This is a genomic window from Paramesorhizobium leguminum, assembly GCF_003217235.1.
Classification (GTDB): domain Bacteria; phylum Pseudomonadota; class Alphaproteobacteria; order Rhizobiales; family Rhizobiaceae; genus Paramesorhizobium; species Paramesorhizobium leguminum.
The window spans coordinates 125,676-151,408 of record NZ_QJTF01000002.1; the positions used below are offsets into that span (position 1 = coordinate 125,676).

A 25,733-nucleotide genomic window follows, 5' to 3' on the forward strand; every position below is an offset into this window, starting at 1 on the left:
GGGAGGACCGCTTTCGCACAATCCCAAACGCAGTAATCACAAATGTCGCAAGATAAAGCGCCGTCATCGATGAAGGCCAATCTCCCCCCTTGAGGGGGAGATGTCCGGCAGGACAGAGGGGGGTGAGATCGACAAGCACAATCTTATTCCAACTAGGCCGCCGCCGCCCTTACCGCCCGCTCAATCGCCACCGCATCGATATCATGCAGCCCGATCACCACCAGCCGCGACGACCGTTCCTCCCCCGCCTCCCAGGCCCGGTCGAAATAATGCTCGATGCGCGTCCCCACAGCCTGCACCACGAGACGCATCGGCTTGCCCGGCACATCGGCAAAGCCCTTGAGCCGCAAGATGTCATGCGCTCCAATCACACCCTTCAGCTTCTCGACAAAAGCCTTCGGCTCCACAACCGGCCCAAGCCCCACGACGAAACTTTCGAACTCGTCATGATCGTGCTCCTCGCCCGCTTCATGCTCCAGCTCGTGATGCGACTTGCGGTTGGCGATGTCGGCTTCCGTGCCGACGCCAAGGCCCAGCAGAAGCTCCACGCCAAGCTTGCCGAAGCTCGCCGGCACCATGTTCGGCGCCCGATTGGTGCGGCTCGCCACATCCTCGCGCACCTGCTCCAGCTTCACGACGTCGATGAGGTCGGCCTTGTTGAGCACGATCAGATCGGCGGCGCGAATCTGGTCCTCGTAGAGCTCTTCCAGCGGGCTGTCATGATCGAGCGCATCGTCTTCCGCGCGCTGCGCATCCACCCTGTCATGATCGTCGGCAAAGCGGCCTTCCGCCACAGCGGCGGCGTCGATGACGGTGATGACGCCATCGACCGTCACCTGCGTCTTGATTTCAGGCCAGTTGAAGGCGGCAACGAGCGGCTGCGGCAGGGCGAGACCAGACGTCTCGATGACGATATGATCAGGCCTGTCCGCGCGGTCCAGCAGTTTGGTCATGGTCGGGATGAAATCATCGGCCACCGTGCAGCAGATACAGCCATTGTTGAGCTCGATCACATCTTCCTCGCGGCAGGTCTCGATCCCGCAACCCTTGAGGATGCCGCCATCGACGCCCAGATCGCCGAATTCGTTGATGATCAGCGCTATCCGCTTGCCATTGGCGTTTTCAAGCAGATTGCGGATCATCGTCGTCTTGCCCGAACCCAGAAAGCCGGTGATGACCGTTGCCGGTATCTTTTGTCCCTGCATGGAAATTAACCCTTCATCTTGAGCGGCAGTCCGGCCGCTATGAAATAAACTTGGTTGGCGGCGGCTGCGACCGCCTGATTGAGCCGCCCGGCATGATCACGAAACGCCCGCGCCATGCGGTTATCAGGCACGATGCCGAGCCCCACCTCGTTGGATACGAACAGCACCGCACCCGAGAGTTCGGGTATCGCAGCAGCAAGCCGCGCGATTTCCGCCGCGATATCACGTTCGGCCATCATCAGATTGGTAAGCCACAACGTCAGGCAATCGACCAAAACGGCGCGCCCCTCGCCCGCATGGGAGCGAAGCGCGCCGATGAGATCGAGAGGTTCCTCGACCGTTGTCCAGACCAGACCGCGGCGTTGTTTATGCGCCGCGATCCGCTCCCGCATCTCATCATCATAAGCCTGCCCCGTCGCGATATACACCGCGTCAAGGCCGGATTGCTCGACAAGCTGCTCCGCAAACACCGATTTGCCCGAGCGCGCGCCGCCAAGGACAAATGTGGTTTTTCCAGGCACGCTCAGAGCCCTTCATTTTTAGCTGGAAGCGCTGGCGGGACAGTACTCCCCTCTGCCCTGCCGGGCATCTCCCCCTCAAGGGGGGAGATTGGCTGTGAGAACCGCTGTCGCTTATCGCCGACGTTGCAATATAAAGCGCCGTCATCGATGAAGGCCAATCTCCCCCCTTGAGGGGGCGATGTCCGGCAGGACAGAGGGGGGTAGCCTCGCGATTCCATCAAACGTTCTAGCCTTCCAATTCCGCCGAAGCATATCGCTGCAGCATCCATCCGAGCGCCAGCCCAAGCACCGCCCACATGAAGAGGTTGGTCGCCAGCGATGCCACCGCATATTCCGAGGCGAGCACGGCGGGAACCGGCGAGGAAAGGTCCTCAGCCTTCGGCGCGCCGTAAAGATGCGGCGCGACAATCACGGCAAGCCCGAGCGGCCTCGCCCACGCCTCCCGCCTGAGCGCGATGAGATAAAGGCCGATGGCGGAAAGCAGAACCGTCGCCACCCACCAGACCTGCCGCGAGCCAAGATCGGCGGCGGGCATGGCCGGCAGTTCCGGCGCAAGACCAAGCGACGGCGCGAAGGCAAAAACGAAGAAGCCCGCAAGGCCCCAATAGATGCCGTTGCGCGCCGTGATCCGCCTGCCTAGCAGCAGCGCCACACCGCCGAGCGCCAGCGCGAAACCGGCACCGGCTACGAGATTGGCAAGGATGGTATTGCCCAGACGCCCGAATGGCAATTCCGGCCCCGTCTCATGCTCATGCGGCTCAGCCGATTCGTGGCTATGAGCAGCCTCCCCAGCGCCATGATCATGACCGCCCTCCGCATCCTCGAAGGTTTCGGCATGAAGAATAAGCGGCACGGTGCGCAGGTACATCGCAGGCGTCACAAGGATGCCCGCAAAGAGGCCGGCTACGATAGTAGCCAGCAAATATTTGATCAGCATGATGATTTTTCCTTGGCGGCTAAACTCTAATGGCAGGGGAAGCCGTAGGAGTGGCGCGTGTCGTGCGCCGAATCATGCAGCGCGTCGGAATGGGCGAGACCGACGCCGTAGATGAGGAATGCGCCGAGAAACAGCGAGACGACAGCCGTCGTTAAACGCGTTGCGAGCGGCAAAGCCAGCGATCGGGAAAATTCGGTACGCGCAGCCATGACAACCTCCGTGCAGGCAGCAGGGGAAAACTCCCCAGGGGTGCGGGCGTCATTGCCCTGTACGTCCGGCAGGTCTCCTGGCTCGCGGGTCACAAGACCCATGCCGCCTTCCCGGTTTCCCAGTGGCTGCCCAAAGCTCCCCTTGGGCGTGGCATGAATCCTATCCGCTCTACAGTCGCGGGGTCGGCTGCGATGAGGACGCCCTGAATGGGTCCGCCCGTCGCATTCCCTTTTGATCCCTCATGGCTTTTGGCCGTAGGGAACCAAACGTATGGCGGCACAGTATGAGTTAAGACAATCGGCGTCAATCGAAGTCAGTCCGCGCCTGGCCGAAAATCACACGCCGCGCCGGACCGCCCGACCGGCGTACGGCATCATCGATCCTGTCCGCATTCGATACGATCCGGTTCCACAGCCATGCCATCACCCAGAGCGTGCCGAACCAGGCGACAAGCACGTCCGACAGAAAATGCGCGCCGAACATGACGCGGTTGAACGCGACGAAGAAAAAGAGGAGCGCAAGCACGGTCCCCACGCTCTTGCGCATCGCAGCCGGAACGAACACCAGCACGGACATCGCAGCCGCGGCAAGCGCCGCCTCGCCGGATGGAAACGAGCAGCTTCGGCTGCATATGGAGGCGAATTGCCAGACGGGAGCGAAGTCGGCAGCGCCGCCGAACTCGAAAATGCCCGTCGGACGCGGCCGGCCGATGAACGTTTTGCCGATCTGCACGAAAAGCCCCGGCCCCATTGCGAAACTCAACATCACATAGAGAGCCTTATGCGCGGCAATGCCACTCAAGCGGCGCGGCCAGAGCGCATAGGCAAGAATTGCGACGATCATCAGCGGCAGCAGGAAAAACGGCATGGCACGATTGAAATCCCGCACCGCCTTCAGAACCGGGTTTTCCAACAAAGGAAAGATATCCTCATCCGCGAACAGGCGGGTAACGGCGAGGTCGATGCCGGGAAAGATGATGAACACGACGCTGACAGCGAGCACCGCCAGCCCCAGCGGCCCCGCGAAGAGCACAGCCCCTTTCGGCGCGATGGAATCATGCCGCGTATCGTATAATTTGAAAGTCGTTTCCCGCATGTCGAACACCTCGAAGGAATGGGCCGGCTGCGGTGTGGGCGGGCATTGTCAAGAAACGGCCAAGGACTAGTCGGTGAATGGTGCGTGACGGAGCCATTCACTATTCTCCATTCACCATTCACGCTATCAAAACGCGCCGCAGCGAACGGAGCTAAATTCACGTGGAAAACAGTCTCGTTCTGATCGTCGAGGATGAGCCGGAAATCGCCCGGATATTGGATGCCTATCTCATCCGGGAAGGCTATCGCACCGTGCGCGCGGCGGATGGCGAGACGGCCTTGCAGCACCATGCGCAACTCTCACCCGATATCGTTCTCCTCGACGTCCGCATTCCGAAGCTCGACGGCTTCGGCGTTCTCGCGCGATTGCGCCAGGCGGGCACCACGCCGGTCATCATGGTGACGGCGCTGGCCGAGGATATCGACCGCCTGAGCGGCTTGCGGATGGGCGCGGATGATTATGTGGTAAAACCCTTCAACCCGCAGGAGGTAGTGGCGCGGGTGGGTGCCGTCCTGCGCCGCGCCAAGGGGCAAAATCAGGAAACCATCCGCCGCTTCGGCGATATCGAGGTCGATTTTCATTCCCACGCGGCGTTCGTAAAGCGCGGTGAAACGCGCCGGCCGGTCCAACTGACGTTGAGCGAATTCCGCATCCTCGCCTATATGATCCGCCGCCCGACCCACGCATTCGACCGCTCAGACATTCTCGACGCCTGCCTGCCGGAAAGCGATGCGCTGGCGCGCACCGTGGATACACATATCTCCAACCTTCGCCGCAAGCTGGAAGAGCTGGGGCAGAAGGGCCTGTTTCCCGCCGTTCGCGGCATCGGCTATCGCCTTTCGGAGCCCAAATGAAAACGCGCGCTTTGCCGCTGGCAAGAACCACGGCCATCATCATAGCAGCCATGCTGCTCTTGAGCGTCAGCCTCACCTATCTGGGCGTGAACTGGTACGCCAATCATCTGGAAGATGCGGTCATCAACAGTCTGCCGCCGCCGCTGGCGGATACCTACCGCGCCATAAACAATGGTGGTGTGCCCGATGCGGCAGCAGTGCAGGAATTGCTTCGTCATCTCGCATCTGTCGAGGGGCGCGCCGATTTCGACGGACCCAGCGATTTTGATCTCCAAATGTCGGTGCTGGTGTGCAGCCTTCTATCGGCCAGCCTCTGCAGCCTTATCGGCGTGTGGCTTGCCCGGCGCATCGCCCATCCCCTGCAGAAATTGGCCCTTGCGGCGGAGAGCCTGAAATCCGGCGACTTTTCGGCCCGCGTCGGCGTTTCCCATGCCAGCACGCGCGAAGTGGCGAGCCTTGTCGAAAGCTTCAATGCGCTTGCGACCAGCCTTGAAACGATGGAAGAACGTCTGCGCTTCAACAACATGGCGGTGGCGCATGAGTTGCGTACGCCGGTCACCATCCTGCGCGGCTCGATCCACGGTATGCTCGACGGTGTGTTCCCGATGGAGCGCAAAACCATGTCGAACCTGCTCGTCCAGGTCGAAGGCCTCTCCCGGCTGATCGAGGATTTGCGCACTCTGTCGCTGGCGATCGGCCAGAAGCTGGTGTTGAATCGCGCCATGCGAAACGTGGCGGAAGACTTTGAAATCGTGCTCGAATCCGCCAAACCCATGCTGGAGGCGAGCGGCCTTGAAGTCGAAACCAGGCTGGAACCCGCGCCCGCCCCGATCGATGCCGAACGCATCCGCCAAGCGCTTCTGGCGCTCCTCGAAAACGCCTGCCGCTATGCCGCTGCCGGCAAGATTCTACGCTGCGAAACGAGCGCTTTGCCCGATGGCGGCGCGGTGATCCGCCTGATCGACAACGGCCCCGGCTTCCCCGCCGATATGCAAACGGTCGCGGCAAACCCCTTCTGGCGCGGCGACCCCTCCCGCTCCCGCGCCACCGGCGGAACCGGGCTTGGCCTGTCAGTCGTCCGCGCCATCGCGACGGCGCATGGGGGCAGCCTTGAATTGGAAAATGGAGAGCATGGCGGGGCGGTGGCTTCGGTGGTGCTGCCGAATTGAAATTAAAGAGCCGGTGGGGCACTTCACCCCCCCTCTGCCCTGCCTGAGCGGTTGGGCGCCTTCCTTCCCCCTTGCGGGGAAGGTGCCCGCGTTAGCGGGCGGATGGGGGTGGCAACGGTTGTGCTCAATCCTGAACCACCCCCACCCGGCCCTTCGGGCCACCCTCCCCGCAAGGGGGAGGGAGAGCGCCTCGAACCACGGGGCAGCCTGTTCTACCCCCTCTCCAGCCCCAACAACCCCTCCACATCCAGACAACCCGCAAGTTCCTCCGCCATCTCATCCAGCGCCCGCTCAACCTCGGCGCGATAAGACACCGTACCGCCCGTTACGCCCAGCGAGCCAAGCAGCTTCTCCCGAAAGGCATCCGCCCCGAAAAGCCCGTGCAGATAGGTCCCAAACACCCGCCCATCCGGTGACACCGCGCCATCGGGCACACCATTCAAAATAACGGCGGGGCGATTGCAATCCGGCCCGGTTGTCCTGCCCAGATGGATTTCATAACCTTCAAGCGTCACATCGAAAACCACCGAATGCGCCGTCGAATTGCGCACCGTCTTTTCCGGCTCCATCACCGTCTCGATATCGAGCAGGCCCAGCCCCTCTATCTCGCGGATATCACCCTCTATCCCATCAGGATCGCGCACCGCGCGGCCCAGCATCTGGTAGCCACCGCAAATGCCGATCACATGGCCGCCGCGTCGCAGGTGCATCTGCAAATCGCGATCCCAGCCATTCTCGCGAAAGCGCTTCAAATCGCCGATGGTCGATTTCGAGCCGGGGATCACCACCAGCCCTGCATCGGCCGGAAGCCGCTCACCGCTTCGCACCATCACGACCTCCACCTGCGGCTCGGCCTTCAACGGATCGAGATCGTCAAAATTGGCGATGCGGTCGAGCACGGGAACGGCGATCTTAAGCGCCCTGCCCTCGCCCTTGGCGAGCCGCTCCAGCACCACCGAATCCTCCGCTGGCAAGCGCCCCGCCGCTTTCAGCCACGGCACCACGCCAAAGGAGCGCCAGCCGGTGAAGCCTGTGATCGCCGCAAGGCCATCATCGAACAGCGAAATATCGCCGCGGAACTTGTTGATGAGATATCCAGCGATCATCCGCCGATCCTCTTCGGGAAGGATCGCATGGGTGCCGACGATGGAGGCGATCACGCCGCCGCGATCGATGTCGCCGACCAGCACGACCGGCACATTTGCCCGCGCGGCAAACCCCATATTGGCGATGTCGCCGGCGCGCAGGTTTATCTCCGCCGGGGAGCCCGCGCCTTCCACGATGACAAGATCGGCCCCGGCGCGCACTTCCTCCCAGGACTGCATCACCGCATCCATCAATTGCGGCTTCAAGCGCTGATATTCCCGGCCTTTCGCCTGTCCCACGACCCGCCCCTGCACGACGATCTGGCTTCCGGTTTCCGATTGCGGCTTGAGCAGCACGGGATTCATATGCACCGACGACGGCACCCCGCAAGCCAGAGCCTGCAGCCACTGCGCCCGCCCGATCTCGCCGCCATCATCGCTGACGGCGGCATTGTTCGACATGTTCTGCGGCTTGAACGGGCGCACCTTGAGCCCACGCTTTGCCGCCAGCCGGCAAAGCCCGGCGACCAGCACCGTCTTGCCGACATCCGAACCCGTTCCCTGCAGCATGATGGCGCGTGTCATGGTTACCTGACTAATCTCTGCAGGCACCTTGGGCAATCGCAAAAAGATTCAAAAAATGCACCGATTCAGATTTGCTTAAGCTCTTGCTAACCTGACGGTAACGATGTGGCGCTAGAAAGGAAATCAAGACGGCACGCAACGCCGTCCCCCGCTCCGGATAAGGTATTGCGTACCGGAGCTGCATCTCCCGCCGTCGCAGCGTTCTCGCGATAGCGCCATGCGTAGTTTGGCAAAACCGTGCTCTCCCCAGGGACAGCACGGTTTTTGCCGTTTTAGACGAAGCTATCTGGCCCCGCGCATGGGAAAGCGGTGAAGGGATTCTTCATTGCTTTCCCTGCTGCCCGGGAACCGTTTGCGACCCGCTGACCACCTCAGGGACGATGAGAGCCGATGTGAGGCCATGCATATCATCCAGCACCGCCACATCACTGAACCCATCACCGTTGAAATCTCCAACAACGGGCCAATAACCGTCATATTGACCCTTGATCTGCACCTTGGCCGCCATGAAGGCCCAGCGACAGCCGCTATTGATCAGAATCTTCGTTTCACGCTTACCAAGCAACGAGGCGACGATATCCGCCCAGCCATCGTTGTTGAAATCTCCCACCGCCAGGGAAATCCCGCTTGAGGAAGTGTTTTCAAGCGGATTCGGCTTGCGCTCAAAGTTCTTGCCATCGCCGGCTCCTCGATAAAGGGCGAGCACCGCATCGCTACCCACCGCGAAATCGAGAACTCGATCGCCGTCGAAATCCGTCGCCACCACCGAGCGGGCGTTATTCCCCGCGCCGAGATTGAATATAGCGGGATTCGATTCGAAGGCACCGTTCCCGTCGCCGAGGTACACCGACGCTCCCGTATCTCCCTCTGCTATAAGAAGGTCAGGCTTGCCGTCATTGTTGAAATCCCCGGTGGCCATTCCGGGACCCGCAGCATACGAAAAGATAAATTGGCGAGCGTTAGGCAGGTCTTGCGGAGAGCCATAAGGCCTGAATAGTCCATAGCCGTCGCCGAGATGGACTTGGAAGACGCCCTCAGCTGACGGGGAAGACGTGCTATATGTCACGAACACGACGTCAAGATTGCCATCCCTATTGAAATCGGCAACCGCGCTTACCCCGCCGCCCCGTGTCGACGACATAACCGGAGGATCGAAGTCCCCGTTGCCCTTGCCTTGCAGGTAAATAATCTCGCCGTTGGCGTTGTTTGCCGCCTTATAGGAACCGGTGACGAGATCGAGGATGCCGTCATTATTGAAATCCCCCGTTACTGTCCCGACAATGTCGTAGATATCCGTGGGTTGGGTGTTACTATCCGTGGATTGAGAATAAAACGGATGCCACCAGGAGAAGGTGCCGTCGGTCCGGGCCAGGAAGACATTGACGGCACGTTCCGGCCTGAAGCTTGCTATCGCCAGATCACCGCGGCCGTCTTGGTTGTAATCGCCGGCGGCCATGGCTGTTAAATACCGCGAATCGCTGTGATTGGTGCTGGAACTCAGGATACGCGCTCCAGGCATCGGGGCGCCGCAATGCTCCTCGCGGTCGGTAATATATGTATACGCCGCGCGCGCGATAGCATTCCCTCCGCCATTCTCGACGACGACATCGACGGTTCCAACCTGGTGCGAAGGGGTTGTCACCGTCAATTCGGTATCCGAAATAATCTGCAGGTCCGTCCCAGCAACCCCACCGAAAGTGACATTGCTCGTCCCAAGGAGATTCGTTCCATGGACAGTCACCTGGGTCTTTCCGTCGATCGACCCGCTCGATGGCAGTACCCCGTCCTTATTGATGGTCGAGGCCAGGGGAAGAAGGGTTATAATTGCGATGTAGCTTTTGTTATTGTCAACCTTTGTGCAGGCCAGCACCACAGCGTTGGCACCACACGGAGTGGCGATGTAGAGACGCCCGTTGTCCGGAGTTACCGCCAAGATTTCGGTGTTGGCGTTGCCGATCGGATAAAAATTATCGGAGGTGACATACCCGTGCAGCATGTCCGTTATCGTGTTCGTCGCGGTAGTGATAACGTAGCCGTTTTTGGTATTCTCAAGGTAGCCGCTTCCATCCAGAAAATATGCATTTTTTCCATCTGGCGAAAAGGTAATATCCGCCAACGGCGGGTATACTAACCCTTTCTTGACGGCTCCTGTGACCGTATCCGTAGCCACATCAACTACGAGCACCTCGCGGGAAATGTTACCGCCGTAGTCATTTGACGTAATATAGGCTTTCTTCCCATCAGGAGAAAAGCCAATCCCAAACGGCGTTGAACCGTCCCAATTCTTGATCATTCCGGTTTGTGTATTCGTTCTTGTATCGATCACCGCTACCGCCGGGGCGTTAGGAATTGTCGCATATGCCTTGTCCCCGTTTGGAGAAACCGCGACAACCCTCATCCCCATATACCCTTTTGGGGAAGGAGGAATAAAACTTACTCCCTTCGTCGCGATATCGATCACGGCGATCCCGGGATCCGGATCACCGCTACTGCCGGTAGCGAAAGACACATAGGCGGTCTTCCCATCAGGTGAAAGCGCCATAGAGGGAATACGCAGTTGAAAATCCGGCAAATTGATCGTGTCGGTTTGGGTGTTCGTTGCCACATCAATGACGGAGATCGACTTTGTGGAGCCAGGACCACCATTGCTAACGTACACAATTTTGCCGTCCGGTGACATAGCAATAGCAGTTGGGCCTGCTCCGATATAATTTTTCACGTAGCCCACTTGCATGTTCCGGCCAATATCGATGACAGCAATGGCGCTATCGCCATTAGGCCAACGCATCGGCTGCAGCACATACCCGACTTTGCCGTCGGGAGTAAGTGCGAATGCGAAAGGAATTTGCCCGTCGTACCCCTCGACAATCCCAATCTGCGTATTGGCTGGTGTGGCGTATGCCGGCAACAGCGCCCCCGCCATCAGCCCCGCAGCCATGGCCCACGCCGCGACGAGCCAGCCCCAATATACTTTCGAAAAATCCTTGAAAATCATTGTAATATTCCTTCAAAAATCACTCTCCACGCCTGCAAGTGGCACTCGGCGCCGCGAGCGTGCCCCGCCATCAGGGCACGCCGCATGAGTGAGGAACTCTGCCCCGTTAATCCGAAACAGGTGTGATGTAGGTGTACGCGCCTTTTGCCGTGCCGTTGCCGCCCTTATTTTCCACGACAACGTCAACGGCGCCCAAATTGCCATCCTTCGACGGAGGCGTAACCACCGTCAGTTCCGTATTGGAGCCGCCGGAGGGACTGTTGGGAGTATCCGCCACGATACCCCCGAAGGTGGACGCCGGTCGTATCGAGCAGATTCTCTCCCTTGATGGTCACGATCGTCCCACCCGAAACCGCACCAGAACTCGGCAAGACCGGCGTAGTGATGACAGCGGCGGCGGGGTGCACCTGTATGACCGATACCTTGTCGGAACCGATGAAAACGACGTAAGCGACATCCCCCGCCTTATCGGGGTCGGTATCAGGGCGAAATGCCACCCCGTTGGGATGATTGCCCTCGAATTCGTCCAGATTGACCGTGCCAGTCTGGGTGTCGCTTGTGATATCGATCACCGACACCGAATTGGAACTATAGCTGGTCACATAGGCAATCGCCGCGTCCGGGTTGAACGCTACAACGGCAGGATTAATGCCATTGAATTTTGCGACCTCGCCCGTTTGCGTGTGATTGCTGGTTTTGATGACCGACACCGAGCTTGACCCCTGGTTGGTTACATAGGCTTTCGACCCGTCCGGAGCGAAGGCGACATTGAGCGGAGTTGTGCCGGTATAGCCCGTAACTGGCTGGGTTTGCGCATTTGACGCAACGTCGATCACGACGACGGACAGCGCGGTCACGACATAAGCGAATGTCCCGCTCGGTGCGAATGCCACGTCATGGGCGCCCGCGGCACCATCATAGCCGGCAACCGTGCCGGTTTGGGTGTCAGTCGATGTATCGATTATCGATACAGACGAGGCCGCGTCATTATTGGTCACATAGGCGACGTTCGAACCTTTGGCCGGGTTGAACGCGATGCCATAAGGGTTCGTCCCGGTGTAATTCTGGACCGTGCTTGTCGTTGCCAGCTCGTCGGTTCTCGTGTCGATTATGGAAATCGCCGAATGCTGGTGAAGGACATATACTTTGGTCCCATCTACTTTGGTCCCATCGGGCGTCACAGCAAGGTTGCCAGGCGAGCTGCCAGCGGGCAAGGTAATGACCTTCAGCTGCTTGTGTGTCTGAGCGTCTATTACCGACACCGTATTCGACGTGGTGTTGGGCACATATGCTTTCGACCCGTCCGGCATGAAGGCGACGCGATTTGGGCTGACGCCTTTAAATGCGGAGACGCTGGCAATCGCCCTGTTGCCTGAAGTCGCTTGCGCCGCGTCGGGGATCGCAATCACCGCTACGGCCAGCAGGCCGGCCATGGCGGTGAATATCCGCCATGATGCCGCTTTATAAAGTAACTTGTTCATCTTCTTTCCTCCATTTAAAAAAATTACTCATATGCATGGTTTCTAATTCTCAGGATAAATGCCTGCGTAATTCAGATCACCCGGATGAAGGGCGAATTTCATAATATCAATGCGCGCGAACTGGACGTTGCGTAATTCTATCTGTGGTAGTATTGCCGATTCGTTGAGCATTTCAATTGCATTTTATCCACTTGGGAATTTGTCCGGCTTGCCCCTTGCTGCCCCGATCTAAGCGAGCCATTGCCGCAGCAAATCGGAGGCGAAGATTTATCCGCGCCTTATTGGCTGCTTGTCGCTATTCCGATAAGAATTGTCGTGAGCAAGACGCTTAATTACCGGGTTAGGCGCTTGCATGGGAATCAAGGGAAAAATTGCCCAGCCGGCCAAACAGGACGCCGGCGGGGAACATAAAATCTTCGTGCTGTTGCAAATGGGAGAATATCTGATGAAGAAGCTTCTTGCTTCCACGATTCTGGTCGCCGGTATCGTGGGATTTAGCGGAATGGCATCGGCCGCCGAGTGCGGCGATGTGACAATCGCCAGCATGAACTGGCAATCGGCCGAGGTTCTGGCCAATCTCGATAGGCTTATTCTCACCGAAGGGTACGGCTGCAAGGCCGAGCTCATCTCCGGCGATACGGTGCCGACCATCACCTCCATGATCGAAAAGGGCGAGCCGGACATCGCGCCGGAAGGCTGGGTCGATTTCCTACCGGATGTCGTCGCCCAAGGCACGAAGGAAGGCAAGATCGTCTCCGTCTCGAAGGCGCTTTCGCAAGGCGGCGTATCGGGCTGGTGGATCCCGAAATACATCGCCGACGCCCATCCCGATATCAAGACCATTGCCGATGCGCTGAAGCATCCCGAACTTTTCCCCGCGCCGGAAGAACCCGGCAAGGGCGCCGTGGTCAACGGTCCTGCGGGCTGGGGCGGCACGCGCGTGACGACGCAGTTCTTCAAGGCCTATGGGGGCGAAAAGGCCGGCTTCGTGCTGGTCGACAGCGGCACGTCCGCCGGTCTCGACGGATCGATCGCCAAGGCCTACGAGCGCAAGGAAGGCTGGATGGGCTTTTATTGGGAGCCGACCGCGCTTCTGGGCAAATACGAGATGGTCAAGCTCGGCCATGGCGTCCCCTTCGACGAAGCGGAGTGGAAGCGCTGCAACACGGTAGAAAGCTGCGCCGATCCCAAGCCCAATGAATGGCCGAAGGACAATGTCGAGACGCTAGTGACCAAGCCCTTTGCCGACCGCGCCGGCCCCGCGCTGGATTATCTGAAAGCCCGCTCCTGGACCAACGAAACGGTCAACAAGCTTCTCGCCTGGATGACCGACAACCAGGCCACTGGCGAAGCCGGCGCGAAATATTTCCTCAAGAATAATGAGGATGTATGGACCAAGTGGGTTTCGCCTGAGGCGGCGGAGAAGATCAAGGCGGCGGTGAAGTAATTGGAGGGCAGTAGGGCAATAAGGCAGTAGGGCAATATGTTGATTGCCTTGGCTGCGCATTAATCGGATAATTTTTCCTACTGCCCTACTGCCCTACTGCCTTATTGCCTTATTCCCCTACTCCCTCGCAAAGGAGACACACCACCCAATGGACTGGCTCACCCGCTTCCCTCATATGGACGACACCACGCTGACCGCGTTGAAGAAGTCGATCGATGAGGGCTTCCGGGCATTCACGCGCGCCTATGGCGACAGGATCGAGACTTTTTTCGATCCGCTGCAATATTTCCTCATCCAGTCCGAGCGCTTCATGACCGGGACGCCCTGGCCGATTATCCTTGCGCTCATCGCAGGTATTGCCTGGTTCGCCAGCCGCAGCTGGAAAATCGTCGCGGGCACCGTCATCACCCTCCTGCTCATCGGCTTCTTCGGCATGTGGACCGATACGATGAAGACGGTATCGATGATCTTCGTCTGCACCGTGCTTTCCATCGCCATCGGCATCCCCATCGGCATCCTCATGTCACGGTCCGACCGGTTTCAGGGCATCATTAACCCGGTGCTGGACGTGATGCAGACGATGCCGAGCTTCGTCTATTTGATCCCCGTCGTCATGCTCTTGGGCATAGGCCGCGTACCGGGGCTGATCGCCGTCGTCATCTACGCCATTCCGCCCATCATCCGCTTGACCAATCTGGGCATCAGGCTGGTCGACAAGGATGTGCTGGAAGCCGCCGATGCCTTCGGCTCGTCAAGCTGGCAGCGCCTCAAGAACGTGCAGATGCCGCTTGCCCTGCCCACCATCATGGCCGGCATCAACCAGACCATCATGATGGCGCTCGCCATGGTGGTCATCGCCTCCATGATCGGCGTTCAGGGTCTGGGCCAGCCGGTGCTCAAGGCCATCGCCAACCAGTATTTCACGCTGGGCCTCTTCAACGGCCTCGCCATCGTCGGCATCGCCATCATCTTCGACCGCATAAGCCAGGCCTATGGCAAGCGGCTGCAGAAGCATCTGGAGACGGTCCATGCTTGAGGAAGACAAAGGCACGACCGGCATCACCATCCGGAATCTCTACAAGATCTTCGGCGCCAATCCCAAGGCACACATCGACGCCGTAAGAAACGGCATGACCAAGGCGGAGCTGAACGCCAGACATGGCCATGTCCTTGGCCTGCGGGATATCAACATCGATATGCCTGCCGGCCACATTCAGGTGGTTATGGGCCTGTCCGGGTCGGGCAAATCCACGCTGATCCGCCATATCAACCGCCTGATCGACCCTACAGCGGGCGAAGTGCTGATCGACGGCGCCGATGTGGTGAAGATGAACGCGGCGGAGTTGCGCGCCTTCCGTCGCCACAAAACCGCGATGGTCTTCCAGAAATTCGCGCTCCTGCCGCACCGCACCGTTCTGGAAAACGTGGTCTATGGGCTGGAAATTCAGGGTGTAGCGCGCGCTAAACAACTGGAAGCCGCGCGGCGCTGGATTGCCCGCGTCGGCCTCGAAGGCTTCGAGGACAATTATCCCAACCAACTCTCCGGCGGCATGCAGCAGCGCGTCGGCCTCGCCCGCGCGCTCGCCAATGACGCGCCGATCCTGCTCATGGACGAGGCGTTTTCCGCGCTCGATCCGCTCATACGCATGGACATGCAGTCCGTCCTCCTCGATCTGCAGAAGGAAATCCGCAAGACCGTCGTCTTCATCACCCATGATCTCGACGAGGCATTACGGCTTGGCGACCGCATCGCCATCCTGCGCAATGGCCAGATCGTCCAGCAGGGTACCGGGCAGGACATCGTGATGAAACCCGCCGATGATTACATTGCCAGCTTCGTCCAGCACGTCAATCGCGGTCGCGTCATCGTCGTCGAGGCGATCATGAAGCCCGGTATGCATGACAAGGGAGCCGGCCTGCCGTTGGTTCCCCAAGGCACCATTCTGGAACACGCCGCGCGTATTATGACCGAAAGGCGCATCGGCGCGCTCCATGTACAGGATGCGGATGGCAAACCCATGGGCTACGTCGATATGCAGAGTATCATCGCCGCCATGGTCACGCCTGCGGGACCATGACCGGTCCAGAGAATCGCGAAATCCACCTCACTCTTCACGACTTTTTTACCGTCGCCATTCCACCGTTGTAATGCTGCCACGATTCTGGGAAAAGGCTGCCAGCGCATTATTGTTGGAGCAGGGGCAAATGATCTCCTGAAGGCTATTATGCATCCTACAGGATCGACGGTATTCATGGATTTGAACGAGCCGATATCCACACCCTCTCCCCGGCAAGTGTCAGGCTTGCATCCGGCACTGCTGTTCGTCCTGTGTTATTTCGCATTTCAGGCCGTTTTCGTAAGCTTCATTTCCAATGGCGCGGGGCTCGACGATGCAGAGCAACTTGCCAATATCGGCTATCTCTCCTGGGGCTACGGCGGTTCGCAACCGCCGCTTTATACCTGGATTACCGGTTTCGCTGCCCATTTCCTCGGCACCAGCCTTCTGACATTGCAGATCGTCAAGTTCGGGCTGCTCGCCAGCATGTTCGCCAGCGTCTATGGCGGCATCCACCTGCTGGGCCTGCCGCGCACTGTCGCCGCCGCTGGAATGCTGGGCCTGTTCCTCATTCCGCAAATCGGCTGGGAATCGCAGCGCGCGCTTACGCATTCCGTCGCCGGCACCACAGGCTGCGCCTGGGCGTTCCTCGCTTTCGCCTGGCACATGCGCTCACGCTCCCTGTTTTCGGCAGGCATTCTCGGGCTGACGATGGCAGCGGCGTTGCTTGGTAAGTTCAACGCCGGTTTCTTTGTCCTCGGCCTCGTCCTCACTGCCCTGACAATTCCGGAATACAGGACAGTACTTCTGTCGCGCCGATCCTTCCTCACCATAGGCATATTTGCGCTTTGCCTCGCGCCAACCGGCTGGTGGATGCTTGAGCACAAGAATAGCGTCCTGGCCCGCTCGGGAAAATTCGAAATCGACGCCACGGGCAACTTCCTGCTCGACCGTGTGGTGGGCGTTGCCCGGCTTTTTGAGGTCGGCCTGCTCTTTTCCGCCCTCGCAATCATCGTGGCGGTCGTTATATTCTTTCTCCATCGCGGAAAGCAAAAACATGCCGCTGCCCACCTGCTCCCGGGCGAGCGCTTCCTGTTCAGGCTCATCCTTATCGGTTTCGCCATCGTCTTCGTCGGCATCTGTGCTACCGGCGCAACCAATGTGAAGGATCGCTGGCTACAGCCAGTACTGTTCCTCGTTCCGGCCTGCCTCGCCTGGCTCCTTCACCGCTACCGGCTGACCGACCGCCCGTTACGCGATTTCAGCATCGCAAGCATTGTCGTGGCATTTCTGGTCACGCCCGTTCTCGCCATCAACCTGACCTATGGCAGCGGCCGCAACGACCCGCCCATAGGCCAGCTGGAATACGCGCAATTGTTCAAGCAGGTGCATGAAGACGGGGATTTTTCCACCGTACTGGCTGATTATCCGCAGATACCGGGCAATTTCCGGCTTTTCGATCCCTCGGTCCAGGTCGTTTACCCCGAGACGCCCAACGCCGTGTCGCGCATCGCCAAGCCGTTGCTCGTCCTCTGGTTCGGCGGCAACGAGCCGCCGGAAAAGGTCATGGACATTCTGAACGCCTCGCATATCATGCTGCCGGTCGACAAGATCGAAACCGCCGAACTGCCATACCGTACCCGCCCGGATATCAAGGTTCCGGTACATTATGTAATCGTCAAATAAAGCCGGAACCCATATGAGCGCCTCTTCGCCGAACCCGCTGGCCGATCTCATCGCTGAAAAAGGCGTGCTGCTCGCCGATGGCGCGACGGGCACGAACCTGTTTGCCGCAGGGCTGGAATCGGGCGAGGCGCCGGAACTCTGGAACGAGAGCAATCCGGAGAAGATCGAGGCGCTGCATCAGGGCTTCATCGATGCCGGCGCGGATATCATCCTCACCAACTCCTTCGGCGGCACCAGGCAGCGGCTCAAACTGCATCATGCCCAGGATCAGGTTTTCGAACTCAACAAGAAAGCAGCCGAACTCGCTCGATCCGTCGCCCGCAAGGCGGACCGCAAAATCATCGTCGCCGGTTCAGTCGGCCCGACGGGTGAGCTGCTCGTGCCGCTGGGCGCCCTCACCTATGACGAGGCAGTCTCGGCATTCACAGAACAGCTCGAAGGGCTGAAAGCCGGCGGCATCGATGTCGCCTGGATCGAGACCATGTCCGCGCCCGATGAAATCCGCGCCGCCGCGGAAGCCGCGACGTCACTGGGCTTGCCTTATGTTTACACCGGCTCGTTCGACACCGCCGGCAAGACGATGATGGGCCTCCACCCGAAGGATATTCATCACGTCGTAGATGGATTGCCGCAAAGGCCGGTGGCGGTGGGCGCCAATTGCGGCGTCGGCGCATCCGACATTCTCTCCTCACTCCTCGACATGACCGACGCCGATCCTGCGGCAACGATCGTGGTCAAGGGCAATTGCGGCATTCCAGAATTCCGCGGCACGGAAATCCACTATTCCGGAACGCCGGATCTGATGGCGAACTACGCCCATCTGGCGATCAACGCCGGCGCGAAGATCATCGGCGGCTGCTGCGGCACCTCCTTCGCCCACCTGGCGGCGATGCGACAGGCGCTGGACAATCATGTTCAGGGCCCTCGCCCGACGGTCGAAACCATCGTCGAGGCCATCGGGCCGATGCGGAACAAGGTTGCCGGAGATGGCAGTGATATTCCACGGCGCGAGCGGCGGGGACGGCGGGGGTAAAAGTAAGCGCCAGAACGGTTCCTGGTTTAATGCGAGGCATACCCCCCTCTGCCCTCCCGGGCATCTCCCCCTCAAGGGGGGAGATTGGCTGACATGGGTCGCGGCATTTATTCTGTAACGTCTGCGATTGGTGGCGAGCGTCATGAAGGCTAATCTCCCCCCTTGAGGGGGAGATGGCTGGCAAGCCAGAGGGGGGTATGCCTCGCGATTCCATTAAACCAGGAACCGCTCACATCTAGCCCCGCCAATGCTTCAATTTAAGGCGGACCGCCGCGTACTCTCCCGCCTCACCAGCTCAAATCCCAAATCAACAATCCCCTCCCCCACCGGCGCCCCATTCAAGCTCCCAAGCAGCAGCTCAAACGCCCTGCCCCCCATCTCCTCGCGAAACGTCCTCACGCTCGTAATCGCCGGATTGGCCACCGCCATCATCTCCAGATCGTTGAACCCGCATATTCCCAATTCGTCTGGCACTGCGATCCTCCGGCGCTGGCATTCGAACAGCACCCCCAATGCCAGATCGTCATTGTTGCAGAAAACCGCGTCCGCATCCGGTGCGCGCGCAAGCAACTCGCCAAGCAGTTCGCTGCCGAGCGTCACGGTCGACGGGCGCGGGGTGGTGACGATCAGGCGCTCGTCGAGAAGGCCCGCTTCCCGCAACGCCTGGGAGAAACCCTCCAGACGCCGCTGCGTGCGCGGGTCCATTCGCGCGCCCAGAAAGGCGATTCGTTTGTAGCCGTTCTCGATCAGATGGCAGGTCGCGGCAAACGCGCCTTCGCGGTGCGAAAAGCCAACCATCATATCGACAGGCCTGTCGCCCGTTTCCATGATCTGCACGACCGGACACTCCGCCTTGAGCAGCATGGCGCGAGACGCCGCCGACTGGTCTATTCCGGTCACGATCAATCCAGCGGGCCGCTGGCTCAGGAATACCTTGAGCAGCTTTTCCTCTTCCAGCACCGAATAGCGCGTATTTCCGAGCTGGATGCGATAGGACGTGCCTTCCGCCGCAGAATAGATGCCGCGCAGCACATCGGCGAACACACTGTTGGTGACCGATGGAATGAGGACGCCGATCACATCCGTCCGCGCTGACGCCAGCGCCCTTGCCGCCGGGTCGGGAACATAGCCCAATTCATCGATAACGAACTGGATTCGCTCGCGAACCTTTTGCGAGACGATATCCGGGTTTCGCAATGCGCGTGAAACTGTCGCAGCGCTTACACCGGCCGCATCCGCCACGTCGGAAAGCTTGATTCTATTGGGTTTCATACGCTTTTGCGGCCCCTCTCCAAGGTAGAAATTTATAGCCAAGCGAAACGCACTTGACAAATGAAAGCGCTTTCATTTTTCTAAGGCCATAAAAAATTGGGAGGAGAGACGATGTCGAAAGAAGCTGCGCTCACGCGGCGGCCCGAATTCGTGCCGGGTTTCGTCCCGGATTTCGTCCTTGTCATGGGCGTCTGCGGCGTCGGCAAATCGACCGTTGGCCGGGCGATTGCCGAGCGAAGCGGTGGCAGCTTCATCGAAGCCGACGAGTTCCATCCCGAAGCGAACATAAGGCTGATGTCGGCGGGACAGCCCCTGAGCGATGCGGATCGCTGGCCCTGGCTCGGCGCGATTGCCGAGGGCGCTTCGGAGGCGCTCAAGCGCGACGGCGCTCCTGTCATCATCGCCTGTTCGGCATTGAAGCAGAGCTACCGCGATTTTTTACGTGAGAAGCTCGGTTCTATTGCCATCCTGCATCTCACCGGCCCCCGCGATCTCATCCTGCAGCGCATGACGGGCCGCTCCCATTTCATGCCGCCGGAACTTCTCGACAGCCAATTGGCGGCTCTGGAAGAATTGGCGCCCGCTGAGAAGGGCATCACCATGACCATCGATCAAGACCCGGCCAAGCTGGTCGAGTGGACATGCGCCCTCCTGGGGATGCCCGACGCAGAGGTAGAAAGCCGTAAAGGGGAAACGGCATGAAAGCGGTCGCCGATTGGCTCCAGAAAATCACCGAATGGACCATGGCCGCGACGCTTGCGGTGATGGTCGTGCTCGTCTTCGGCAATGCGGCTGGCCGGTACCTGTTCAACAGCGGCCTTGCGGCCTCCGAGGAAATCTCGCGGCTCGCCTTCGTCTGGCTTATCTTTCTTGGCGCGGTGGTGGCGGTGCGCGAGCGCGCTCATGTCGGCGTCGATATGCTGGTCCGGTTGCTGCCGCGCGCAGGCAGGCTCGCCTGCATGGTCGTGACCAATGCGCTCATTCTCTATGCGCTCTGGCTTTTCGCTGAGGGAAGCTGGCAGCAGACAGTCATCGGCCTCCAGAGCAAGTCACCCGTCACCGGCGTCCCGCTCGCAGCCTTTTCCGCCGCCGGTCTGGTCGCGGCGGTCGCGATGGGCGTCTTGTTCGCGCTCGACCTCATCCGGGCGCTGACGGGACGGTTGAGCGACGACGAATTGGTCCAGGTGCGCGAAAGCGCGGATGAAGGCGAAGCGGCGGAAACGCTGCGGGAGCTTGCTCCACATGAGCAAGCTGGGGGGAAGAAGCAATGACAATCGCGATTTTCTTGGGCACCCTGCTCGGCCTGATGGCGCTGGGCATGCCCATAGCCTTTGCGCTGATGCTGACCGGCGTTGCGCTCATGGTGCATCTCGATTTCTTCGATGCGCAGTTGCTCGCCCAGAATATGCTGGCCGGCGCGGATAATTTTCCGCTGATGGCCGTGCCGTTCTTTCTTCTCGCCGGTGAATTGATGAATGCCGGCGGCATTTCCCGCCGCATGGTCGATCTCGCGGTGACGATGGTCGGCCACATCAAGGGCGGCCTCGGCTATGTTGCGATCGGCGCGGCCACGCTGCTCGCCAGCGTTTCCGGTTCGGCTATCGCCGATACCGCCGCCGTCGCCGCCCTGCTCATCCCGATGATGCGGTCGCATGGCTATAATGTCGAGCGCTCCTCCGGGCTGATCGCCTCCGGCGGCATCATCGCGCCGATCATTCCGCCCAGCATGTCGTTCATCATCTATGGCGTCGCGACGAATGTCTCTATCACCAAGCTGTTCATGGCAGGCATCGCGCCCGGCCTCATGATGGCGGCTGTGCTGGTCGGCGTCTGGTCATGGGTTGCGCGCAAGGAGAACGTGCCGCCGCGTCCGCGCCAGCCATGGTCGGTGCGCGGCAAGGCCCTGCTGGATGCGTTCTGGGCGCTGCTGATGCCGGTCATCATCATCGGCGGCATGCGGGGCGGCCTGTTCACGCCGACGGAAGCGGCGGTGGTCGCGGCCGTCTATGCGCTGTTCGTCGGCCTCTTCATCTATCGCGGGCTGAAAATCGCCGACCTGCCCAAGCTCTTCGTCGCCTCCGCCAAGACCACGGCTGTGGTCATGTTCCTCGTCGCGTCGGCGCTCTTCACCTCCTACATGATCACCCTCGCCGATCTTCCCAATCTCGTCATCAGCCTGCTCGATCCGCTGCTGGACCAGCCGAAGCTGCTGATGGCGGCGATCATCATCCTGCTGACGCTCGTCGGCACGGCGATGGATTTGACGCCGACGATCCTGATCCTCGGCCCCATCCTCTCGCCGCTTGCGGTGAAGGCAGGCATCGACCCGATCTATTTCGGCGTCATGTTCGTGCTGGTGGGCGCTGTTGGGCTGCTTACACCGCCGGTCGGCACGGTGCTCAATGTGGTCGCCGGGGTGGCCAATATCCGGCTGGAAGGCGTCATTCGCGGCGTCTGGCCATATATCATCGCCTACACCGCACTTTTGGCTCTTTTCATCCTCATCCCGGAACTCATCACCGTTCCGGCCAAATGGCTCCACTAATCAACCACAGCTGCAATTTACTCAGCTGCAACACTCTAAGGGAGGAAACCTCAAATGAAACAAATCCTTATCGCCATGCTGGCGCTGGGAATCGGCGCCACCGCGGCGCAAGCGCAGGACGTGAAAAGCCGGATCATCCGCTTCGGCTATGGCCTCAACGAAGACAGCGTTCAAGGCAATGCCGAGCGCCATTTCGCTGCCGAAGTGGAGAAACTGAGCGGCGGCAAGATGAAGGTGCGCGGCTTCGGCGCGGCGTCCCTCGGCTCCGACGTGCAGATGCAGCAGGCCCTGATCGGCGGCGCGCAGGAAATGATGGTCGGCTCGACCGCCACCCTCGTCGGCACCGTCAAGGAATTCGCGCTGTGGGACGTGCCGTTCCTCTTCGCCAATGACAAGGAAGCCGATGCGGTGCTCGACGGCCCGGTCGGGCAGAAGCTTCTCGACAGCCTGCAGGCGCAGGGCCTTGTCGGCCTGGTCTATTGGGAAAACGGCTTCCGCAATCTCACCAACAACCGCCACAAGATCGAGAAGGCTGAGGACCTGAAGGGCGTCAAGCTGCGCGTCATGCAGAATCCGGTGTATCTCGAAACCTTCAACGCCGCCGGCGCCAACGCCGTGCCGCTGCCGTTCTCCGAGCTTTTCACCGCGCTGGAGACCGGTACGGTCGACGGGCAGGAAAATCCTTACACGACCATCCTGTCCTCGAAGTTCTTCGAGGTGCAGAAATACCTGACCGTTTCCAATCACGTCTATAGCCCATGGGTGATCCTGGTGAGCAAGAAGTGGTGGGACACCCTCTCGCCCGACGAGCAGAAAATCCTGAAGGAAGCCGCAATCTCGTCACGCGCGTTCGAGCGCAAGGATACCCGCGAGCAATCGGCCAAAGCGCTGGAAGATCTGAAGAAAGCCGGGATGGAAGTCTCGGTCATGCCCGAAGGCGAAGTGGCCAAGCTGCGCGAAATCGCGGCCCCCATCACCCAGAAGGTCGTCGACAGCATCGGCAAGCCGCTCTGGGATGAGACGCAGGCGGAACTGGCGAAGGTTCGCGCCGGAAAGTAAGGCGACGCATGATCCCGGGAAGCAACAGATTTCTCGGGATCGTGCGGCTCCCTTGTCCCTCGGTAGATTCTCGGGCTTGTCCAGAGAATCTACCGAGGCATAATCTGCCAGTACGGTAATCGCTTTTCTTTTTCTTATGGAAGATTCTCGGGACAAGCCCGAAAATGACGGTCCGAGGGAACCCTAACCTCGATGCCGAAGCGCCTCAACCAGCCAACGAAGGCCGGCGATAATTGGCGGCGGCTTGGATAATAAGGTATCCCCCCAAGGCGGGAAGTAATCCTCACCCTAAATTGATGAGCACAGCTCATGACAGCAAGCGATATTTGCCGTCTAATCTCATAAGGCAATCGCCTGCTAAGATTCATTTCCGTGAAATCCCGCCGCAGCATTCTCAAAAAACTGAATATCCAAAGGAATAGCCTGATGACCGTCAGAGCGTATGGCGCCTATGCCGCAGACAAGCCGCTTGAATCCTTGATCATCACCCGCCGGGCTCCCGGCCCGCAGGATGTCCGCATCGACATTGCCTATTGCGGCGTTTGCCACTCCGATCTGCATCAGGTGCGCGCTGAATGGGCCGGCACGCAATGGCCGTGCGTTCCAGGGCATGAGATTGTCGGCCGCATTTCGGCTGTCGGATCGCAGGTGACGGGCTTCCATGAAGGCGACCTGGTCGGCGTCGGCTGCATCGTCGATAGCTGCCGGCATTGCGTCGAGTGCGACGACGATCTGGAGAACTATTGCGACCATATGGTCGGCACCTACAACGGCCCCACCCTCGATGCGCCCGGCCATACGCTTGGCGGATATTCGCAGCAGATCGTCGTGCATCAACGCTATGCGCTGCGGATCAGGCACCCGGAGGATCAACTCGCCGCAGTCGCGCCGCTGCTTTGCGCCGGCATCACCACCTATTCGCCGCTCAAGCATTGGAAGGCCGGACCGGGCAAGAAGGTTGGCATTGTCGGCATCGGCGGTCTGGGTCATATGGGGGTCAAGCTGGCGCACGCGATGGGCGCCCATGTCGTGGCGTTCACCACCTCTGAATCCAAGCGTGAGGAAGCCAAGGCGCTGGGCGCCGATGAAGTGGTCGTGTCACGCAACGCCGACGAGATGGCGGCGCACGCCAAAAGCTTCGATCTTATCGTGAACACGGTTGCGGTTCCGCACGATCTCGATGCATTTCTGGTGCTCTTGAAGCGGGACGGCACGATGACACTGGTGGGAGCCCCGGCGACGCCCCACGTATCCCCCAACGTGTTCAACCTTATCATGAAGCGGCGGGCGATCGCCGGCTCGATGATCGGCGGCATAGCCGAGACCCAGGAAATGCTGGATTTCTGCGCCGATCACGGCATCGTGGCGGATATAGAGATGATCCGCGCGGAGGAGATCAACACCGCCTATGAGCGCATGCTTAAGGGCGACGTGAAGTACCGGTTCGTGATCGACAACGCCTCTCTAGGCGCCTGACCGGCAGTAAAACCCTCACCGGTCCGCTACGCGGTCAGTGAGGGCCTATCTCCTGCCCTCATAAACGCCGCCATGTGGAAGCGCTGTTGCGCGGCTTCGTAGGCATATTCCCGTCCAACCGGACAGGCGAGCCGGGCAAGGCAACCGCCTGTCCGGCATGCCTTCCCCACATCGGCCCGCAAATAGTCCCGGCAGCGATCCACTGCAAAGCCGGCGCCATCGAATGCCTCGACCGGACAAGCGGAAAGGCATGGCTTGGCGGCGCATTGGTCACAGGGATGCGGGAAGGCTCGATGTGCCGGAAATTCGATTTCCTCGTCGAACAGCAAAGCGCCGCGATAAGCGTGCCACAACCCAAAGACCGGATGGATGAGCAATCCGAGCGGCGATGGTTTCAGCCCTTCCGCCCTTGTCGCCCATTGCTGGAACGGTAGCCACGGCTTGTCGGATGGAAAAGCCGCCCGAGCGCCAAGCGCCTCCGCCGCCTCCCCCAGCACCTGTTTTGACCAATTGTCGAGCGGGTCAGCTCGGTCCCTGCCCTCGTTTTCCCACCAACGCGCAAAATGCGGCCAGATCGACGATCCGGCATGACCCACCAGCACGATACTACGCGCTCGGTTCCGCGCGACTCCGCGCGGCGCATCCTCGCCCCCGCTGAAAACAAAGCCGCCGCGTGGAATGAGCCCGTAGGGCGCAAGGGCAGCGGTGATGGTGAGGTTATCGCTATACATCTCCACTCCGGCAGAGACGTACCTATTCGAGGCACCCCCCTCTGGCTTGCCAGCCATCTCCCCCTCAAGGGGGGAGATTACACCTTCATCAACGTCGCCACCAATCGCAAATGTTGCAAAATGAACGCGGATGGCGGCGTCGGCCAATCTCCCCCCTTGAGGGGGAGATGCCTGGCAAGGCAGAGGGGGGTATGTGTCCCACCGACGCTTCCACCGTGAGCATCATCCATCCGGCCCTCTGATGGCCGAACGCCACACCTCATGGTGGATCAGATTGGCCACTTTAGCCC

At 59.9% G+C, this 25,733-nt stretch carries 22 protein-coding genes and 1 riboswitch; of the genes, 12 read left to right on the forward strand and 10 right to left on the reverse strand.

Translation table 11 applies throughout. The features are described from left to right. Positions 1 to 152: 152 nt before the first annotated feature. The 5 genes from cobW to C7477_RS02185 form a co-directional block, all read right to left on the reverse strand. Complete coding sequence (gene cobW / locus C7477_RS02160) at positions 153 to 1,205, reverse strand: cobalamin biosynthesis protein CobW (RefSeq protein ID WP_110748475.1); 1,053 nt, start codon at positions 1,203 to 1,205, stop codon at positions 153 to 155. A 5-nt stretch (positions 1,206 to 1,210) separates the two neighbouring features. Further along, the gene (gene cobU / locus C7477_RS02165; RefSeq protein ID WP_110748478.1) at positions 1,211 to 1,732 is read right to left on the reverse strand and encodes a bifunctional adenosylcobinamide kinase/adenosylcobinamide-phosphate guanylyltransferase; all 522 of its coding nucleotides are present in this window, start codon (positions 1,730 to 1,732) and stop codon (positions 1,211 to 1,213) included. Between the two features lie 220 nt (positions 1,733 to 1,952). Continuing rightward, positions 1,953 to 2,663 (reverse strand): CbtA family protein, encoded by a 711-nt coding sequence (locus C7477_RS02175; RefSeq protein ID WP_110748481.1) that lies wholly within the window; start codon positions 2,661 to 2,663, stop codon positions 1,953 to 1,955. A 26-nt stretch (positions 2,664 to 2,689) separates the two neighbouring features. Next, entirely contained in the window at positions 2,690 to 2,872 is a 183-nt protein-coding gene (locus C7477_RS02180) for a CbtB domain-containing protein (RefSeq protein ID WP_110748484.1), read from the reverse strand. A gap of 50 nt (positions 2,873 to 2,922) precedes the next feature. Beyond that, positions 2,923 to 3,155: riboswitch (cobalamin riboswitch) on the reverse strand. A 21-nt stretch (positions 3,156 to 3,176) separates the two neighbouring features. After that, entirely contained in the window at positions 3,177 to 3,968 is a 792-nt protein-coding gene (locus tag C7477_RS02185) for a phosphatase PAP2 family protein (RefSeq protein ID WP_210206125.1), read from the reverse strand. 161 nt (positions 3,969 to 4,129) lie between these two features. On the opposite strand from C7477_RS02185, the gene C7477_RS02190 reads away from it, so the two are divergent. Both C7477_RS02190 and C7477_RS02195 read left to right on the forward strand, forming a co-directional pair. Further along, positions 4,130 to 4,822, forward strand: coding sequence for a response regulator (locus C7477_RS02190; RefSeq protein ID WP_110748487.1), 693 nt, complete (start codon positions 4,130 to 4,132; stop codon positions 4,820 to 4,822). Further along, positions 4,819 to 5,991, forward strand: a complete 1,173-nt coding sequence (locus C7477_RS02195) for an ATP-binding protein (protein WP_110748491.1) — start codon at positions 4,819 to 4,821, stop codon at positions 5,989 to 5,991. Before C7477_RS02190 ends, C7477_RS02195 begins: the two co-directional genes overlap by 4 nt. A 212-nt stretch (positions 5,992 to 6,203) precedes the next feature. Here the strand turns inward: C7477_RS02195 and C7477_RS02200 are convergent, their stop codons facing one another. The 3 genes from C7477_RS02200 to C7477_RS02210 all read right to left on the reverse strand — a co-directional run bounded on the left by C7477_RS02200 (position 6,204) and on the right by C7477_RS02210 (position 12,137). Next, a complete protein-coding gene (locus C7477_RS02200) occupies positions 6,204 to 7,661 on the reverse strand; it encodes a cobyric acid synthase (RefSeq protein ID WP_110748493.1) in 1,458 nt (485 codons plus the stop codon). Positions 7,662 to 7,983: 322 nt separating this feature from the next. Continuing rightward, a complete protein-coding gene (locus C7477_RS02205; RefSeq protein ID WP_110748496.1) occupies positions 7,984 to 10,656 on the reverse strand; it encodes an FG-GAP-like repeat-containing protein in 2,673 nt (890 codons plus the stop codon). 182 nt (positions 10,657 to 10,838) lie between these two features. Next, the gene (locus C7477_RS02210) at positions 10,839 to 12,137 is read right to left on the reverse strand and encodes a YncE family protein (RefSeq protein WP_110748498.1); all 1,299 of its coding nucleotides are present in this window, start codon (positions 12,135 to 12,137) and stop codon (positions 10,839 to 10,841) included. A gap of 445 nt (positions 12,138 to 12,582) precedes the next feature. On the opposite strand from C7477_RS02210, the gene C7477_RS02215 reads away from it, so the two are divergent. From C7477_RS02215 to bmt, 5 genes are all read left to right on the forward strand, one after another. Beyond that, the gene (locus C7477_RS02215) at positions 12,583 to 13,584 is read left to right on the forward strand and encodes an ABC transporter substrate-binding protein (RefSeq protein WP_110748807.1); all 1,002 of its coding nucleotides are present in this window, start codon (positions 12,583 to 12,585) and stop codon (positions 13,582 to 13,584) included. A 148-nt stretch (positions 13,585 to 13,732) separates the two neighbouring features. Next, complete coding sequence (locus C7477_RS02220; RefSeq protein ID WP_110748501.1) at positions 13,733 to 14,620, forward strand: ABC transporter permease; 888 nt, start codon at positions 13,733 to 13,735, stop codon at positions 14,618 to 14,620. Continuing rightward, positions 14,613 to 15,662 carry a quaternary amine ABC transporter ATP-binding protein gene (locus tag C7477_RS02225; protein WP_110748505.1) on the forward strand — a complete coding sequence of 350 codons (1,050 nt, stop codon included), beginning with the start codon at positions 14,613 to 14,615 and terminating at the stop codon, positions 15,660 to 15,662. The genes C7477_RS02220 and C7477_RS02225 overlap by 8 nt, the downstream gene beginning before the upstream one ends. A gap of 174 nt (positions 15,663 to 15,836) precedes the next feature. After that, positions 15,837 to 17,327, forward strand: a complete 1,491-nt coding sequence (locus C7477_RS02230) for an ArnT family glycosyltransferase (protein ID WP_110748508.1) — start codon at positions 15,837 to 15,839, stop codon at positions 17,325 to 17,327. Between the two features lie 13 nt (positions 17,328 to 17,340). After that, positions 17,341 to 18,360, forward strand: a complete 1,020-nt coding sequence (gene bmt / locus C7477_RS02235) for a betaine--homocysteine S-methyltransferase (protein WP_110748511.1) — start codon at positions 17,341 to 17,343, stop codon at positions 18,358 to 18,360. A 252-nt stretch (positions 18,361 to 18,612) separates the two neighbouring features. Here the strand turns inward: bmt and gntR are convergent, their stop codons facing one another. Then, positions 18,613 to 19,632, reverse strand: coding sequence for an HTH-type transcriptional regulator GntR (gntR, locus tag C7477_RS02245; protein WP_110748514.1), 1,020 nt, complete (start codon positions 19,630 to 19,632; stop codon positions 18,613 to 18,615). A gap of 111 nt (positions 19,633 to 19,743) precedes the next feature. Between gntR and C7477_RS02250 the strand changes: the two genes are divergently transcribed. The 5 genes from C7477_RS02250 to C7477_RS02270 all read left to right on the forward strand — a co-directional run bounded on the left by C7477_RS02250 (position 19,744) and on the right by C7477_RS02270 (position 24,712). After that, a complete protein-coding gene (locus C7477_RS02250; protein WP_110748517.1) occupies positions 19,744 to 20,334 on the forward strand; it encodes a gluconokinase in 591 nt (196 codons plus the stop codon). Then, positions 20,331 to 20,903, forward strand: a complete 573-nt coding sequence (locus C7477_RS02255; protein WP_210206126.1) for a TRAP transporter small permease — start codon at positions 20,331 to 20,333, stop codon at positions 20,901 to 20,903. The genes C7477_RS02250 and C7477_RS02255 overlap by 4 nt, the downstream gene beginning before the upstream one ends. Further along, positions 20,900 to 22,177, forward strand: coding sequence for a TRAP transporter large permease subunit (locus tag C7477_RS02260; RefSeq protein WP_110748520.1), 1,278 nt, complete (start codon positions 20,900 to 20,902; stop codon positions 22,175 to 22,177). Before C7477_RS02255 ends, C7477_RS02260 begins: the two co-directional genes overlap by 4 nt. Before the next feature lie 54 nt (positions 22,178 to 22,231). Further along, positions 22,232 to 23,236 carry a TRAP transporter substrate-binding protein gene (locus C7477_RS02265; protein WP_110748524.1) on the forward strand — a complete coding sequence of 335 codons (1,005 nt, stop codon included), beginning with the start codon at positions 22,232 to 22,234 and terminating at the stop codon, positions 23,234 to 23,236. Between the two features lie 426 nt (positions 23,237 to 23,662). Beyond that, a complete protein-coding gene (locus tag C7477_RS02270) occupies positions 23,663 to 24,712 on the forward strand; it encodes an NAD(P)-dependent alcohol dehydrogenase (protein WP_110748811.1) in 1,050 nt (349 codons plus the stop codon). Between the two features lie 26 nt (positions 24,713 to 24,738). Here C7477_RS02270 and C7477_RS02275 read toward each other — a convergent pair whose 3' ends face one another. Beyond that, on the reverse strand, positions 24,739 to 25,443 hold the full coding sequence (locus C7477_RS02275) for a 4Fe-4S dicluster domain-containing protein (protein ID WP_110748813.1): 705 nt from the start codon (positions 25,441 to 25,443) through the stop codon (positions 24,739 to 24,741). Positions 25,444 to 25,733: the final 290 nt, after the last annotated feature.

Coding starts and splice junctions, on each gene's coding strand:
- cobW (WP_110748475.1), bottom strand. CDS start 1,205: ATGCAGGGACAAAAGATACCGGCAACGGTCATCACCGGCTTTCTGGGT.
- C7477_RS02175 (WP_110748481.1), bottom strand. CDS start 2,663: ATGCTGATCAAATATTTGCTGGCTACTATCGTAGCCGGCCTCTTTGCG.
- C7477_RS02180 (WP_110748484.1), bottom strand. CDS start 2,872: ATGGCTGCGCGTACCGAATTTTCCCGATCGCTGGCTTTGCCGCTCGCA.
- C7477_RS02185 (WP_210206125.1), bottom strand. CDS start 3,968: ATGCGGGAAACGACTTTCAAATTATACGATACGCGGCATGATTCCATC.
- C7477_RS02195 (WP_110748491.1), top strand. CDS start 4,819: ATGAAAACGCGCGCTTTGCCGCTGGCAAGAACCACGGCCATCATCATA.
- C7477_RS02200 (WP_110748493.1), bottom strand. CDS start 7,661: ATGACACGCGCCATCATGCTGCAGGGAACGGGTTCGGATGTCGGCAAG.
- C7477_RS02205 (WP_110748496.1), bottom strand. CDS start 10,656: ATGATTTTCAAGGATTTTTCGAAAGTATATTGGGGCTGGCTCGTCGCG.
- C7477_RS02210 (WP_110748498.1), bottom strand. CDS start 12,137: ATGAACAAGTTACTTTATAAAGCGGCATCATGGCGGATATTCACCGCC.
- C7477_RS02215 (WP_110748807.1), top strand. CDS start 12,583: ATGAAGAAGCTTCTTGCTTCCACGATTCTGGTCGCCGGTATCGTGGGA.
- C7477_RS02220 (WP_110748501.1), top strand. CDS start 13,733: ATGGACTGGCTCACCCGCTTCCCTCATATGGACGACACCACGCTGACC.
- C7477_RS02225 (WP_110748505.1), top strand. CDS start 14,613: ATGCTTGAGGAAGACAAAGGCACGACCGGCATCACCATCCGGAATCTC.
- C7477_RS02230 (WP_110748508.1), top strand. CDS start 15,837: ATGGATTTGAACGAGCCGATATCCACACCCTCTCCCCGGCAAGTGTCA.
- bmt (WP_110748511.1), top strand. CDS start 17,341: ATGAGCGCCTCTTCGCCGAACCCGCTGGCCGATCTCATCGCTGAAAAA.
- gntR (WP_110748514.1), bottom strand. CDS start 19,632: ATGAAACCCAATAGAATCAAGCTTTCCGACGTGGCGGATGCGGCCGGT.
- C7477_RS02250 (WP_110748517.1), top strand. CDS start 19,744: ATGTCGAAAGAAGCTGCGCTCACGCGGCGGCCCGAATTCGTGCCGGGT.
- C7477_RS02255 (WP_210206126.1), top strand. CDS start 20,331: ATGAAAGCGGTCGCCGATTGGCTCCAGAAAATCACCGAATGGACCATG.
- C7477_RS02260 (WP_110748520.1), top strand. CDS start 20,900: ATGACAATCGCGATTTTCTTGGGCACCCTGCTCGGCCTGATGGCGCTG.
- C7477_RS02265 (WP_110748524.1), top strand. CDS start 22,232: ATGAAACAAATCCTTATCGCCATGCTGGCGCTGGGAATCGGCGCCACC.
- C7477_RS02270 (WP_110748811.1), top strand. CDS start 23,663: ATGACCGTCAGAGCGTATGGCGCCTATGCCGCAGACAAGCCGCTTGAA.
- C7477_RS02275 (WP_110748813.1), bottom strand. CDS start 25,443: ATGTATAGCGATAACCTCACCATCACCGCTGCCCTTGCGCCCTACGGG.